This window comes from Pararhizobium capsulatum DSM 1112 (assembly GCF_030814475.1).
Classification (GTDB): Bacteria; Pseudomonadota; Alphaproteobacteria; order Rhizobiales; family Rhizobiaceae; genus Pararhizobium; species Pararhizobium capsulatum.
Map to the genome: position 1 here is coordinate 334,988 of NZ_JAUSVF010000001.1, position 15,794 is coordinate 350,781.

Genomic DNA, 15,794 nt, shown 5'->3' on the forward strand with positions numbered 1-15,794 from the left:
CCGGCCAAAACGGGAAAGACGCAATACTAATATCTGAAATAAAAAAGCCCGGTGCGACATCGCACCGGGCTTTTTTGTGCATGTTTTGAACAATGTCACTCCATCGCGTGGATGTCGCGATCCTTGGTTTCGGGCAGAAAGAGCATGCCGATGACCAGCGTGATGCCTGCAAACACGATCGGGTACCAGAGACCATAGTAGATATCGCCTTGGGCAGCACTCATTGCAAAGGCCGTTGCCGGCAGCAAACCACCGAACCAGCCGTTGCCGATATGGTAGGGCAGAGACATGCCGGTGTAGCGGATGCGGGTCGGGAACAGCTCGACCAGAAGAGCCGCGATCGGGCCGTAGACCATGGTCACGTAGATGACCAGCACGGTGAGCACGGCGATGACCATGACCCAATTTACCCGAGCCGGATCGGCGACCATCGTAAAGGCGCCGCCCTTGTCGATGGTGTAGACCGGCATGTCGGTGACACCAGCGGCTTCGGCCGCCGTCAGCAGCTTGGCCGCGACAAGCTCTTCGCCAGTCATGGTTGCCTTGTCGCCGCTGCGAACGGCTGCCGCATCGAGGGTGAGTTCAGGATTGGCGGCTACGAAGCCGTCAAGCTTGCTTTCCGGCACCTTCGCCGCACCGCGCACGAGCGGATAACCGCCGTCATGAAGCGCGATGTTGATCTGCTTTTCAAAGGCTCCGCCAAGAGCCTTTGCCTTGTCGCCGGCCGTAACCGCGTCGTAGCTGTTGACCGTTTCTTCGCCGATCTTGACGGTTGCCGGCGTGCCGGCTGGGCCGGGGACAACATCATAAGGCACCGAGTTGCGTGTCAGGAACGACGTCGCGATATCGCAGGACGTCGTGAACTTTGCCGTACCCGTCGGGTTGAACTGGAACTTGCAGTCCGCCGGATCGGCCGTGACGGTTGCGCGAACGCTTTCCTGTGCCTCGGCCAGCGCCGGATTACCGGCCCAGGTCAATGCCTTGAACAGCGGGAAATAAGTGATCATGGCGAGCAGAAGGCCGGCCATGATGATCGGCTTGCGGCCGATTTTGTCCGACAGCCAGCCGAAGAAGACGAAGAAGCCGGTGCCGATCAGCAACGAGGCAGCAACCATCAGGTTGGCCGACTGCCCATCGACCTTCAGGATGTTCTGCAGGAAGAACAGGGCGTAGAACTGGCCGGAATACCAGACAACGGCCTGGCCAACGACGGCACCGAACAGAGCAAGCAACGCGATCTTTGCGTTCTTCCACTGACCGAAGGCTTCGGTCAACGGCGCCTTGGAGCCCTTGCCTTCTTCCTTCATCTTCTTGAAAGCGGGTGATTCATTCATCTTCAAGCGAATCCAGACGGAAACGCCGAGCAAGATGCAGGAGAGCAGGAACGGAATGCGCCAGCCCCAGGCGGCGAATGCTTCCTTGCCCAAGATCATCTGAACAGCAACGATAACCACCAGCGACAGGAAGAGACCGAGCGTCGCCGTGGTCTGGATCCATGAGGTGAAATAACCTCGTTTACCCTGGGGCGCGTGCTCGGCCACGTAGGTCGCAGCACCGCCATATTCACCACCGAGCGCCAGACCCTGCAGCATGCGCAGCGCAATCAGGAGAATTGGAGCGGCAATGCCGATCGACGCCGCGCCGGGCAGGATGCCGACGAGGAAGGTCGATAGACCCATGATCAGGATGGTGACGAGGAAGGTATATTTGCGGCCGACGAGATCGCCGAGACGCCCGAACACAAGTGCACCGAACGGACGAACGAGGAAGCCTGCCGCGAAGGCAAGCAAGGCGAAGATGTTGCGGGTGGTTTCGGGATACGAACTGAAGAAGGTCGCGCCGATATAGACGGCCAGTGACCCATAGAGATAGAAATCGTACCACTCGAAGATCGTGCCGAGCGAGGAGGCGAAAATCACCTTCTTTTGCTCTGCTGTCATGGGGCCGGCCTTTTCACCGCCCACGGTCGCTACATTTGCCATTTCGATAGTCCTCCACTCAGAAACCGGCGTTGGAGCGCACCCCCGATGTTCGCAACCCTCCCTGGTCGCGAACGAAATGCACCACCGGAGCAGGATGGCAGAAAAGTCCAATCCCGCTAATAGTGCTTTCGGCTTATGACTTTAGTATAATATCAAGGGCATGATTACGGTAAACGGGCGACAAGAGCCTTCAGCTTCGCAGGGCCTGTGCTGGGGATTGCCGATAGGCAATGACCGCGGGGACCACCGCCAGAATGGCGGCAAACAACAGTATGGCACCGGCGTTGACGAGATCGATTTGCGCGAAGGCAACGGGGAGGGTGATCCCGCTTTGCCCTGCAAACAAGGCCGAAAGCAGTTTTGCAGCGAAATAACCAATGCCGAAGCCGAGAAGGATGCCGATCGCGTTCAGCACGAAAAGCTCAAGCCAGACAATGGAGAAGACTGCCGACTGCGGCGCACCGAGCGCGCGCAAGGCCCCGATCTGACGCCTGCGTTGACCGATGTGAACGACCGTAACCAGAAGAACCGCCGCAGCGACCAGGACCTGCGCGCCGATCGCAACTGCCGAAAGGACCTTCTTCGCATCTCCAAGCGTCGTATAAAGCGCGGTCAGAACCTCACCAGGAAAAACAGCGAGCGTGCCACCCCCCCGATATTCCTGTCGCAACTTGTAGGCATCGGCGATGGACTTCGGTTTGACAAGGATTGCCGGCAATCCGGGTGCGTCCCGATCCCAGTTTTCCGACACCGGCGATTGCGGATCGACATGGGCATGGGCGTGGGCAGCTTCCTCTTCGCCGTGCGCAGCGTCGTGGTCGCCCTCACGTTGGTCATGCTCGCCAAGCCCGTGAAGCGCCCACACCGACTGGATGGGGACGAGGATCGCCTTGTCCCACGCGGTGCCGGTGGGCTTCATGCGCCCGACGATGCTGTACGACAATTCCGTATGGGTCTCTCCGCCTTCATAGGCCGAGCCGTGCATCGGCTTGACGCCGTAGCCCATGGGCAAATCGACGGCGGCGCCGACGACCGCCTCGCCGGCAGTCCGGAACATCCGTCCTTCGTCGATGGAAGAAAGCTCCGAAATCAAGACCGTTGCAGTGCCGACGATGGGATAGCCGGAAAATGAGTCTCCCAAACCGACGGGAGCTGCCCAGGCAACTCTTGGATCGTAGGTCAGTTTAGCCAGTGTCGCACCCGGCAGAAGCGGCAGTGGGGACGCCTGCAGAAAGACGGAAGACAGGACGAGCTGGGTCTCGCTTCCCGGAGCACCGACGACGAGATCGAAATGGTCGGCTGCGCGCGCGCTGCCAAGCCGCAAGGAGCGCTCCTGCAGGGTCACCGCGACGCCCAGGGCCGTCGCAAAGGCAATCAGAAGCACGACGACGAGTGATCCGGCCCAGAGGCGACGCAGATCGGCAAGAATAAAGCCGGTCATGCCACTTTCCCCTCAACCGAACTGTCGCTCGCAATTCTTCCGGCGACCAATGTCAGGCATCGGTCGAGCTGACGTGTCAGTCGCGGATCGTGAGAAACCACGATCAATGTGCTTCCTTCGGCAAGCGACAGGGCGAGCAGCAAATGCGCGACAGCATCTGCGCTATCCGTATCGAGACTTGCCGTGGGCTCGTCGGCGATCAAAATGGAGGGGCGTCGCAGCAGAGCGCGTGCGATGGCAACGCGCTGCATCTCACCGCGCGACATGGTCTCCACAGATTGCTCCGGTCTTTGGAGGCCGACCTCGTGCAGAAGGGACTTTGCCCGGATTTCATCATCCTTCTTTGCAGCCCGCGACAGTCGCGCCGGCAACATGACGTTGTCGAAGGCGGAGAGACCTGGAAAGAGATGAAAATCCTGCATGAACAAGCCGATATTCATGCCTCGCCAGCGATCTCTCGCACGCTCGGAAAGAACAGCGATATCGGTGTCACCCCAGCGCACGTACCCGTCACGGACACGCTCAAGACCGGTCATGATATTGACGAGCGTGCTCTTTCCCGATCCCGATGCCCCGGTGATCACGACCCGGCTGCCCGGGGCTATGAAAAGAGATGGTACGTCGAGGACAGGCGAGGACAGGCCCGGATAACGGACAGTGACGGCATCAACGTTCAGTGAAAGCATTCTGAACGCTCAAACAGTCGCGTACTGGGCGCCGCGCAGACGCAACAGGCTGACGAAACCCGTCTCCGGATCCGTCCAGGAACCGTATTCAAGGGTTCCCTCCACCTCGATCGTCTGGGAAGGCTGCACGAAGGTCTGCTTTTCATCGAGGTAGACGACGACAATATTGTCCGGCCAGTCGGCATCGGACGAGCAGAACGGGCAAAGCGACATCGGGATTTCGGTGAGACAAAAAAGGCCGCCTCCGCCTTCAGGGGCGGCGCCATGAAGCCGCGCATGGACACATTTTGTCCCGCCAGCGATTTTATCTTGTCGGAAAATTCAAGGCCGAGAACGCCGAATTTCCCGTAGAACTCGTCGAAGCTGATGGTGGAAGACGCCCAGGTCAGCCTGCTCGAAAACAGGAGCGGCAGCGCCGCAAAGAGGCCAAGCGCCTCGCGACGGCTGCGCAAACGGGAAGAAATCGAATTCATGGCTTCATCTCCGTCTGGTCACGATCGAAGGTGACCATCTGAAAAGAATATCCGGCGAACCGCAAGGGTTCGCCGGATCGCAGCATCGCGGCTCAGTTCGTCTGCTTGGCGCCGAGAGCGAAAGCATCGGCCAGTACATGGTAGACATCGCTCTGTTCCATATAGCCCTTGAAGCCTTCCGACCCCGGGCCGGTTGACTGCAGGACGACGTCATCAACCGCGTGAACGCCCGAGTCGCCTTCACGCGGGATGTTGCCCTCGACAAAGACCGCGCCGGGCACGGTCTTGTACTCTTCGTTGGCAATATATTCTTTCTTTTCGTTCTGGATCGCCGGAACGAACGGGCCATCGAGCTTCGGACGGAAGGTCTCGTAGTGATCGGGGCCGTTGTTGGCGTTGAGGAACAGGCGGCGCGTCACATCGATCTTGTCCGGATAGCCGTCGCCGTTCTCATCCGTGTAGTTCGGGAAGCCGGCAGCGGCGTAGGTGCCGACCTTTTCGCGCATGTCGGTACCAGGCTTCTCGTCATCAACAGTGCCGAGGATCGAAACGCCGTGGGTGTGGTCGCCTGTGACGACGATGAGCGTATCCGGGTGCTTGGCCGCGAATTCGCGAGCGACGCCGATCGCCTTGTCGAATTCGATGGTTTCGACGACGGCGCGATCCCAGTCCAGCGGGTGGGACATCTTGTCGATATTGGCGGCTTCAACCATCAGGAAGAAACCGTCCGGGTTTTTCGAAAGCTGGTCGAGGGCGGTTTTCGTCATGTCAACCAGGCCGGGCTGATCCGGGAACTTGTCGACGGTGCCCTTCTTCAGGAAGCCGCGATCGAGCATCGCATCCATGTTACCTGTGTGGAACAGACCGAGGATCTTGCCGGTATTGGTGCCACTGGCGGTCTCAAGTTCGCTCTTGCTGGTGGCGAGCGTGTAGCCGGCTTCCTGGAAGAGTTTGACGTAGTCCTTGTCGTCCTTGCGCTTGGAACCGGGAGTGTCCTTGCCGAGGAAGTAGGCGGAACCGCCGCCGAGAACGACGTCCGGCTTGATGTCAAACATCATCCCGGTGATTTCCGGCTTGTCGGCGCGTTTGCGGGTGTGGGAAACGACGGCAGCGGGCGTCGCGTCCTGCAGTTCCGATGTCGTGACGATCCCGATCGACTTCTTCGTCTGACGGCGAAGAGCTTCCGCAATGGTTTCAACCTTCGGGTCGTCGAAGCTGTCGGGCGTGCGGTCCGCATAGACGCCAAGCGCATTGACGGCCGTCTTGTGGCCGGTCATGTAGGCCGACATGGTGTTGGCGCTGTCGGTCGCGACCGCTTCGGTCGAGGACGTGCCGATGAAGGCCATGTGGTCAAGGTCGTCCATGTTAAGGCGGCCGTTGGCCTTACCTTCGGTCATGCCCTTGGACATGATGCGGGCAGCGGTGCGATGCGCGACGGAGAGGCCATCGCCAAGCATGAAGATGACGTTCTTCGCCTTGGGCGTCGCTGCCGTGTTGTAAACGTCCCAGGTGACGGCCTTCGTTTCCGAGCCGCTGGTGACTTCAACCTTGTAGGCGCCTTCCGTCGGGATGGTCAGGCCGCGCAGGATAAGGGCAGAGCCAAGGATCTTGTCTTCCTTGCCCTTCTCTTCGGCGACAAACTCTGCATCCTTGCCAAGGATAGTCTTGTAATCCTGGCCATTGACGGTGACCTTGACGTCTTCCGGCTTCACCACACTGTCGAATTCGACTTTGAAATCGAATGGTGAACCCGCGAGAATTGTAGCACGGTCAAGGGGATAAACGGTCGTTGCCTGTGCAGCACCGGCGAGGATGGTCGTGGCGGCAAGTGCCGCGAGGATCGTGCGCATGTGTTTCCCTTTCGCTGACATCAAGTGATGGCTCCGAAATAGGCTGAGGGTATGACAGCGACGTGACACTCATTTGAAGTTTTGATCGACGCACGCGCCGCGGAACCCTGAAATGCCTTGACTCCTACGTGGAATTTACTAAGAGCAACAACACAAAGGAAACCGCCTCATGCACCGTCTTGGATATTCCATCGCTGCGCAGATCGCCCCGGCCATGAACGCCGAACGGGATGGTTTCTTCCTGTGCAATTCCAAAACTACGGCCAAAACGACGACGAAAACTGTCTGACGTCTCTGGCCCACCGCTCTCTCCCCGGCACGGCCGGGGACACGAAGCCCGCGTCCTTGATCGGCGGGTTTCTCCCAAAGCCCCCGCGGAGAGAAGAGAAAGAGAGCAAGACAATGGGTTTCAAGATCGCAGTCGCAGGTGCGACCGGCAATGTCGGCCGCGAAATGCTGAATATCCTCTCCGAGCGCGGCTTCCCCGCCGATGAAGTGGTGGCACTCGCCTCAGCTCGCTCGCAGGGCACCGAGGTTTCGTTCGGTGACAAGACGCTGAAGGTGAAGAACCTTGAGAACTATGACTTTTCCGACACCGACATTTGCCTGATGTCCGCCGGGGGCGCCGTCTCTCTCAAGTGGTCCCCGAAGATTGCTGCGCAGGGTTGCGTCGTCATCGACAACTCGTCCGCCTGGCGCTACGACTCCGAAGTGCCGCTGATCGTTCCGGAAGTTAACCCGGATGCCATTACCCAATTCACCAAGAAGAACATCATCGCCAACCCGAATTGCTCCACGGCGCAGCTCGTTGTCGCGTTGAAGCCGCTGCATGACTTCGCCAAGATCAAGCGCGTCGTGGTCTCGACCTACCAGTCGGTTTCCGGCGCCGGCAAGGAAGGCATGGACGAGCTCTTCAACCAGACCCGTGCGGTCTTCGTTGCCGATCCGATCGAATCGAAGAAGTTCACCAAGCGCATCGCCTTCAACGTCATTCCGCATATCGATAGCTTCATGGAAGACGGCTACACGAAGGAAGAGTGGAAGGTTCTGGCCGAAACCAAGAAGATGCTTGATCCGAAGATCAAGGTGACCTGCACCGCAGTTCGCGTTCCCGTCTTCATCGGCCATTCGGAATCGGTCAACATCGAATTCGAAAACGAGATCACGGCTGATCAGGCCCGCGACATCTTGCGCGAAGCGCCGGGTTGCCTCGTCATCGACAAGCATGAGAATGGCGGCTACATCACGCCTTACGAAAGCGCCGGCGAAGACGCAACCTACATTTCGCGTATTCGTGAAGACGCAACCGTCGAAAACGGCCTCAATATCTGGGTTGTTTCCGACAACCTGCGCAAGGGCGCTGCCCTCAACGCCATCCAGATTGCCGAACTTCTCGTCAATCGCGGTTTGATCAAGGCAAAGAAGCAGGCAGCCTGATCATAAAATGTGAAGCGTATGGCAATAAAAGCCCCGTCTGTTCCGTAAAAGAACGACGGGGTTTTCCGTAAGGGTATCCGCTGCCTTGAACAGGCAGCAACAATGGATCGGATTCACGTGAAACGTTGTAACCGAGTGAGCGTGACAGAAACCGCAAAGACTGACATCTTGCGGGGAATGATTTGAATTTGGCCATGACGGGGTTTTACATGCACAACACAAAGTGCGTTCTGGCGGGTTTCGCGGCAATTGCTGCTACCGTCTTCATGCCGGTATCGGCGTCCGCGGCGCAATGCGGAAACAATGCTGCAGGCTTTGACGCCTGGGTTCAGGACTTCAAGGCGGAAGCCGCGGCAAACGGAATCAGCAGTTCGGTTGTCAGCAAAGCCTTCGCCAACGTCAACTACAACAAGGCGACGATCCGCGCCGACCGTGGCCAGAAGAGCTTCAAGCTTTCACTCGACCAGTTCCTGCAGAAGCGCGGGGGTCCGACCATCGTTTCGCGCGGCAAGAAGATGAAGGCGCAGAATGCCGGACTCTTCGCCTCGATCGAAAGCCGATATGGCGTCCCAGCCGGCCCGCTCATCGCCATATGGGGCATGGAAACCGGCTTCGGCGGCTTCATGGGCAAGGAACATACGCTTTCGGCCGTCAGCACGCTCGCCTATGACTGCCGCCGCTCTGATTATTTCACCGAGCAACTTTATGCAGCCCTCAACCTCGTCCAGCGCGGCAACCTGAACCCGGATGCCCGCGGTGCCGCCCACGGCGAAATCGGCCAGACGCAGTTCCTGCCGGCGAATGTTCTGAAATTTGGCGTCGATGGTGACGGCAGCGGTCATATCGATATGGTTCGCTCGAAGGCCGATGCACTTGCCTCTACGGCCAACTTCCTGCGCGGCCATGGCTGGCAGCCGGGCGCCGGTTATCAGCCGGGCGAGCCGAACTTCGGTGCCATCCAGGGCTGGAACGCTGCAAGCGTCTACCAGCAGGCGATCGCCATCATGGGTGCCCAGATCGACGGCGGCTGATCCTCTATCCTGCCGACAGCCAAAAACGCCTGCTTCGCCGAGAAGCGGGCGTTTTGTATTTTAGCTCGCTCACGTGCCCGGGCGACGAAAATCTCCGGTGGCAGCATCCATGACCCACAGTTCGCCGGTGGAGATATCAAACCAGGCTCCGTGCAGATTGAGTTTCCCCCGCTGCTCAAGGATTTGGACGCAGGGAAACGTCCTCAGATTGGCGATAGAATGGCGGATCGATACACGCTCAAGCGCGCGCTGGCGCTCGCCGGCTGTCATGATGTTGTTCGATTGGATCTGCTCGGCAGCTGGCTTCAAAAGATTCATCCAGCGACCGATGAAATCACCCGGCGACAGCGGTTCGGCGTCGAGATCAAGCGCTGCCTTGATGCCACCGCACCGGCCGTGGCCCATGACGACGATGTCGCGTACCTTGAGCGCCTGGACAGCGAACTCCAACGCTGCCGACGTCGAATGATAATGACCATCCGGCTCATAGGGCGGCATCATGTTGGCCACATTGCGGACCACGAACAGCTCACCGGGCCCTGAATCGAAAATGGTTTCTGGCGCGGCGCGGCTGTCACAACAGGCAATGACCAGCGTCTTCGGCTGCTGACCGGTTTCCGCAAGGGCTTTGTAGCGCTGTTGTTGCTCGCTAAAGCGCCCGCTCATGAAATTGTTGTAGCCTTTGAGCAGGTGTTCTGGAAAACGCTGCATGACAGTCGATACCCCCGTCGATCCTTGAGATTCCTACAAATCCATGGCCGTCACGCGACACACGATTTCCGGCAGCGCTGCCAGACATGACCGACCAATCCGTTTAACCGCTGATCATCTATCGATGCAAGGGCCGTTACGACGACCGTCAGAAACGGACGACAGGATGCCCCTGTGCACTACCGATTTTTCCGTTGCGACGGATGAAGAAGCCGGCGCATCTGAACCATGGCCATTGGCGTGGACAGGCTCGACGCATCCTGCTCGAGCGTCAGTTCATCTGCACCGCGTTTGCGCGCACGGGCGATGATCTCGAAAACACCGGCGGTCGCCAGATGAAGCGCACGCTCTTCACTCAATCCTTCAAGAAGTCGGGCGAGGAAAAGAGCACTCAGCAGATCACCAGTACCGTTTGGAGGATTATCGATCAGACGATGCTCGGCAAGTAAGGCGTGGTTGCCGGAAAGATAGAGATTGCCGGTGCTGCCTGTCATCATCGGCAGCGCGGAGGTTACCAGCATCCGGGATGGCCCCAGCGAAAGGGCAGCTTCAAGAATGGCCGCATTCGTGTCCAGAGGAGCGCCTGAAAGCCAGGACAGTTCAAACCGATTGGGCGTTGCCAGATTTGCCAATGGCAGAAGTTGATCACGGATCGCAACAGCAGTAGCCTCGGGTACATAAAGCCCCCCTGCATCACCAATGACGGGATCACAGGCATAAAGCAGGTTCGGATTTTTTTGGCGCAGAGCGTCCACGAGACGTGCCACCGCATACGCCTGATGATGTCCCCCAAGATATCCGGACAGCACGGCACGGACTTCGCCTGTCCAGGGTGATCGAATAAGATCATCCACTATGGAATTGAAATCTCCCTCGGAGACCGTCACGCGGGTCGAAGGACCATGGCCCGGATGCCAGGGCAGGAGCACGGTGGGCAATGCCCACACCGGATAGCCCAGCGTCTCGAGCGCAAAGACAGCCGCTCGGTTTCCCACCGATCCGCGAACCACATGACTGGAGATGACAATAACGGCGCCGGGCACGGATTCGGACATGATAAGTTCCACTTTCGTTGCCTGATTCTGATCGCCCGCAACGCGTAGCGTGTCAACTGGAACCAAAAACGGCGGATTCCGCTCGAAAAGTCTGACAATTGGGTATTTTTCGGGCGATTTTGCCGTAAGAATGCGCAATTTCCCTTCTTTGGCGGCCCATTTTTGTGAAATTTCCGTCAAAATCGCTGCGAAAAGGCCAGAAGACCGCAAAAACAAATCGCAAACAGCGGACGTTCTGCTAGGTTCTGGCCAATTCATGATGCAGGGAGAGACAATCATGGGCGCGGGTACGAGTAATCCGAAACGGGAACGACAGATCGAGGGGGCTCAAGCTGTCGCGGTATCCCTTGGCGGGGATTTTCTTTCGCCGGATACTCTTTTCCGGCGTGCAAGCCAGGACGACCTGGCGGCGTATACGCCAGAAATGCTGGCCCTTTCGGCGCAGCACGCCCAGCGCGAAATTGATCATCGTCCGAAGGATACTCCCCGGGTAACGATCAGCGCCATTGATGGTGTCGCACCGGCCGGTACGCCAGTCTCGGTTCTTTGTGTGACCGACAGAAACATGCCGTTTCTCTATGATTCGGTGATGGGGGAGGTGACGAGCACCCACCGTGACATCCACATGGCGGTGCATCCGATCGTCGTGGCTGAAAAGGGGAAAGCCGCAAAGCTCTTCGATCCGGACCAGCCCAGCGATCCGGCGCTGCGCATCAGCCACATCCAGATTCACCTATCCCTGCTCTCCGAGCGCGAAGCCGAAGCACTCGCGGCGCGTCTGGAGAACGTACTGACCCAGGTCCATCAGGCCGTCGACGATTGGCCGGCGATGACAGCTCTGCTGGATGAGGCGATGAGTGAGCTCGAAGGTCACAATGCAGGACGCCGCAAGCGCGACCGCGACGAAGCACTTGCATTCCTGAGCTGGCTCAGAGCCAATAATTTCACGTTCCTCGGCATGCGGGAATATTCCTATACCGGCGAAGGCGAGACAGCCATTGTCGAGCGCGGCACCAGACATGGGCTCGGGATATTGTCCAATCCCGATGTGCGTGTGCTGCGGCAGGGCAAAGACGCTGTTGTGACCACGCCCGAGATTCTCGCCTTCCTGCAAGGACCGGATTACCTGATTGTCACGAAGGCAAACGTCAAGTCGGTCATCCATCGCCGTGCCTATATGGACTATATCGGCGTCAAGCGCTTCGACGCTGAGGGAAAGTGCATCGGCGAACTCAGGATCGTCGGTCTTTTCACATCGACCGCCTATACGCGTCCTGCAGCCGAAATCCCGCTCTTACGTTTCAAGGTGGAAAAAATCATCGACCAGTTCGGCTATGACCCGCAGAGTCATTCCGGCAAGATGTTGATGAATACGCTCGAATCCTATCCCCGCGACGATCTTTTTCAGATCGACGTTGGTTTGCTTACCTCCTTCTGCGAACAGATCAATGAATTGGGAGATCGACCGCGCGCGAGGGTCTTGCCGCGCATCGATCACTTCGATCGTTTTGTCTCGGTCATCATCTATGTGCCGCGCGAACAGTACGACTCGGATGTACGCGAAAAGATAGGCAATTATCTGAAAACCGTCTATGACGGCCGCGTTTCGGCCTATTATCCTGCGTTTCCCGAAGGCGGGCTTGCCCGCGTTCACTTCATCATCGGCCGATCCGGCGGAAAGACACCGCGCATTGCGCAGGCCAAGCTTGAAACTGCGGTCAGGGATATCGTTACGCGCTGGGTTGATCGCTTCGACCTGCTTGCGCGCGAGGACGGAATAACGATCGAGGCCGGACAGGCCTATCAGGCCGCCTTCACGCCGGCCGAAGCCTATGCCGATCTTACCGACATCTCGGCTTGCAGACAGAGCGATCCCATACGCATCGCCTTCTATCAGAAGTCGGGTAAGGGACCCCAATCACTGGAACTGAAAATCTTCCATGCTGATGAGCCGGTATCCCTGTCGCACCGTGTTCCACTGCTTGAAAATCTGGGTTTTCGCGTCATCAGCGAACAGACCCACGATATCGTGGTCAACGATGCATCCGACCGCCGGCTGGTAGTGCTGCACGACATGGAACTCGTGCATCGCGACGGCCAGATGCTCGACCTTGCAAAAATGGGACCGCTTCTGGAGGAGGCTTATCTCTCCGCCTGGAACGGCCTTATCGAAGATGACGCGTTCAATCGGCTCATTCTGCTGACCGGACTGGCAGCACGCGAAGTAACGGTCCTGCGCGCCTATGCCCGCTATCTTCGCCAGACCGGCATAACCTATTCGCAAGGCTATATCGCTGAAACGCTCAATAAATATTCCTCGATCGCCAGCGATATCTTCAAACTCTTTGTCACCCATCTCGATCCCGCTCTTGAGGAAAAGCCGCGCCAGAAGCGGATCAAGTCCCTGGAAACAGCCATCGAGACGGATCTTTCTGCCGTGCCAAGTCTGGATGAGGACCAGATTCTGCGCCGCTATGTCAACGCTGTAAAAGCGACCTTGCGCACCAACTATTTCCAGCGCGACATCACTGGCTTGCCGCATGCAATGCTTGCTTTCAAGCTCGATCCAAAGATGCTGGAAGGCCTGCCGGAGCCGCGCCCGTTCCGCGAAATCTTCGTCTACGGCACGGAAGTCGAGGGCGTGCATCTGCGCTTCGGCAAGGTGGCCCGCGGCGGGTTGCGTTGGTCCGACCGCGCCCAGGATTATCGCACCGAAGTTCTCGGCCTCGTCAAGGCACAGCAGGTCAAGAACGCCGTCATTGTTCCCGTCGGCGCCAAGGGCGGTTTCTATCCGAAGCTACTTCCGGCGGGCGGGACAAGAGACGAAATCTTCCAGGCAGGAACCAACGCCTACAAGACCTATATCCGCACGCTTCTGTCGATCACTGACAACATCGTTGGCCAGGACGTGATCCCGCCAGCTGACACGTTGCGTCTGGACGGCGATGATCCCTATTTCGTCGTCGCCGCCGACAAAGGAACGGCAACCTTTTCCGACACCGCCAACGCGCTGGCGCAAGAAGCAGGCTTCTGGCTGGACGACGCTTTCGCTTCGGGCGGTTCTGCCGGCTATGACCACAAGAAGATGGGCATCACCGCCCGCGGCGCCTGGGAAACTGTCAAGCGGCATTTCCGCGAGATGAACACCGATATCCAGACGACACCCTTTAACGTTGTCGGCGTGGGCGACATGTCCGGAGACGTGTTCGGCAATGGCATGCTGTTGTCGGAAAAAATCCGGCTGATTGCCGCCTTCGACCATCGCGACATCTTCATCGATCCTGATCCGGATATCGAACGGTCGTTCACTGAACGGAAACGGATGTTCAACCTGCCGCGTTCAAGCTGGCAGGACTATGATCGCGAAACGCTTTCCAAGGGCGCAATGATCATTCCGCGTTCCGTCAAGTCGGTCACATTGACCCCGGAAGCCGCCGCTGCCATTCATCTGGACAAGCAGCAGGCCACACCTTTCGAGATCATGACAGCGATCCTGAAGAGCCCGGCGGATCTTCTCTGGTTCGGTGGCATCGGCACCTATGTTCGGGGGCCTGGCGAAACCGATGCGGAAGTGGGCGACCGCGCCAACGATCCGATCCGCATTTCGGCCGACGACGTCGGCGCGCGCGTGATCGGCGAAGGTGCCAATCTCGGCGTCACACAACGCGGCCGCATTGCCTTCGGCCTCAAGGGCGGACGTTGCAACTCCGATGCGATCGACAATTCGGCCGGCGTCAACTCGTCGGACTTCGAGGTCAATATCAAGATCGCGCTGGCTTCAGCGATGAACGATGGCAAGCTTACCCGCGCCAAGCGCAACACGCTGCTTGCGTCGATGACCGATCAGGTGGCGCATCTGGTGCTGCGCAACAACTACGAACAATCACTGGCAATCTCCCTGACCGAGATGTTGGGTGCCGCCAATCGCACACCATTGTCGCGACTGATGACCCGGCTCGAAACCGAGGGGAAGCTGAACCGCAAGGTGGAGGTACTTCCCAATGATCAGGCACTCAGCGAACGCTATCAATCCGGCAAGGCACTGAGCCGCGCCGAGATCGGGGTGCTCCTGTCCTATGCCAAGATTGTTCTCTTTGACGAAATCGTCGAGAGCCAGCTGCCGGATGATCCCTATTTCCACGAAACATTGATGAATTACTTTCCGGCGAAAATGCACAAGCTGCACGCCGGTGATATCGAAACGCATCGCCTTCGCCGCGAAATCATCGCGACTGTCCTTGCAAACGACGTCATCAATCGTGGCGGCCCAGCCTTCGTCAGCACCATGATGGATCTGACCGGTTCGCTGCCGGCGGAAGTTATCAAGGCCGCTGTCCTCGCCTGGGATGGCTGCCACCTAGGGCGGATTAACGGCGAGATCGACGCTCTCGACACCATCATAGATGGCCGGGTGCAGAACGAGCTTTATCAGGACTTGAGCCGCGTCTTTGCCGTCGTCACCGAAAGGACACTGCGGACCAAGGCGGTTGGAGGTGCACTCGGAAACGCCGTTGAAGGCGTGCAGCAGGCGCTCGTGAAGCTCAAGCCGACCCTGCATGGCTCGGTCCCGGCAGATGCGACACAACAGATGCAAATGCGTGCCGCCTACTTCGTCGAAAAGGGCGTTCCGTTACGATTGGCAGAGGAAGTTGCCGGGCTTGAATTGATGACGGTCGTTCCGGAAATCATCCAGATTTCCGCCGAAACCGGTGTTACACTTGCCCGCACCGCGCAGAGCTACTTCGGCGTTACCCAGCATCTTCGGGTTGCCCGGCTTCTTGCTGCTGCCGAGAGAGTATCGGCGACCGATCAGTACGAGGCCATGGCACTTGCGCGCAGCGTTGGCGACATCGCGGCGGCACGACGCCAGATTACCATCGCCGCGCTCGCCGACAAGAAGTCCGAACGCAACCCAGTGCTCACCTGGCGGGAAGGCGATCATGACCGCATCGGCCGGATCAGCGACCAGTTGACACAACTCACGGAAACCGGTGAAACGACGCTTGCCAAGATCACCGTTGCGGCTGGTCTGCTGAGTGATCTTGCGCAGATGCATCCGAAATGAAAAAGTCCGCTGGCCCGGAGTAGATCGATCGATCTACTCCGGGTTTACGCGCGACCGCGGGAG

The 15,794-nt window shown here is 58.5% G+C and carries 9 protein-coding genes and 1 pseudogene; 3 read left to right on the top strand and 7 right to left on the bottom strand.

From position 1 onward, the window contains the following. Positions 1 to 95: 95 nt before the first annotated feature. The 5 genes and pseudogenes from QO002_RS01560 to QO002_RS01580 form a co-directional block, all read right to left on the bottom strand. Entirely contained in the window at positions 96 to 1,982 is a 1,887-nt protein-coding gene (locus QO002_RS01560; RefSeq protein WP_307226014.1) for an MFS transporter, read from the bottom strand. Positions 1,983 to 2,172: 190 nt separating this feature from the next. Further along, positions 2,173 to 3,423 carry an ABC transporter permease gene (locus QO002_RS01565; protein WP_307226016.1) on the bottom strand — a complete coding sequence of 417 codons (1,251 nt, stop codon included), beginning with the start codon at positions 3,421 to 3,423 and terminating at the stop codon, positions 2,173 to 2,175. Continuing rightward, the gene (locus QO002_RS01570; RefSeq protein WP_307226018.1) at positions 3,420 to 4,109 is read right to left on the bottom strand and encodes an ABC transporter ATP-binding protein; all 690 of its coding nucleotides are present in this window, start codon (positions 4,107 to 4,109) and stop codon (positions 3,420 to 3,422) included. Before QO002_RS01570 ends, QO002_RS01565 begins: the two co-directional genes overlap by 4 nt. A gap of 9 nt (positions 4,110 to 4,118) precedes the next feature. Beyond that, positions 4,119 to 4,582, bottom strand: a pseudogene (locus QO002_RS01575) (hypothetical protein). Positions 4,583 to 4,674: 92 nt separating this feature from the next. Further along, complete coding sequence (locus QO002_RS01580) at positions 4,675 to 6,432, bottom strand: alkaline phosphatase (protein ID WP_307226020.1); 1,758 nt, start codon at positions 6,430 to 6,432, stop codon at positions 4,675 to 4,677. Positions 6,433 to 6,834: 402 nt separating this feature from the next. Between QO002_RS01580 and QO002_RS01585 the strand changes: the two genes are divergently transcribed. Both QO002_RS01585 and QO002_RS01590 read left to right on the top strand, forming a co-directional pair. Next, on the top strand, positions 6,835 to 7,869 hold the full coding sequence (locus tag QO002_RS01585; RefSeq protein WP_307226023.1) for an aspartate-semialdehyde dehydrogenase: 1,035 nt from the start codon (positions 6,835 to 6,837) through the stop codon (positions 7,867 to 7,869). Between the two features lie 209 nt (positions 7,870 to 8,078). Continuing rightward, on the top strand, positions 8,079 to 8,900 hold the full coding sequence (locus tag QO002_RS01590; RefSeq protein WP_307226025.1) for a lytic murein transglycosylase: 822 nt from the start codon (positions 8,079 to 8,081) through the stop codon (positions 8,898 to 8,900). A 69-nt stretch (positions 8,901 to 8,969) separates the two neighbouring features. On the opposite strand, the gene QO002_RS01595 is transcribed toward QO002_RS01590, so the two are convergent. Beyond that, entirely contained in the window at positions 8,970 to 9,611 is a 642-nt protein-coding gene (locus tag QO002_RS01595; protein ID WP_307226027.1) for a carbonic anhydrase, read from the bottom strand. A 179-nt stretch (positions 9,612 to 9,790) separates the two neighbouring features. Next, positions 9,791 to 10,666, bottom strand: a complete 876-nt coding sequence (gene pdxY / locus QO002_RS01600) for a pyridoxal kinase PdxY (protein ID WP_307233070.1) — start codon at positions 10,664 to 10,666, stop codon at positions 9,791 to 9,793. 277 nt (positions 10,667 to 10,943) lie between these two features. Here pdxY and QO002_RS01605 point away from each other — a divergent pair, with 277 nt between their 5' ends. Then, positions 10,944 to 15,731, top strand: a complete 4,788-nt coding sequence (locus QO002_RS01605) for an NAD-glutamate dehydrogenase (protein ID WP_307226029.1) — start codon at positions 10,944 to 10,946, stop codon at positions 15,729 to 15,731. Positions 15,732 to 15,794 lie beyond the last annotated feature (63 nt).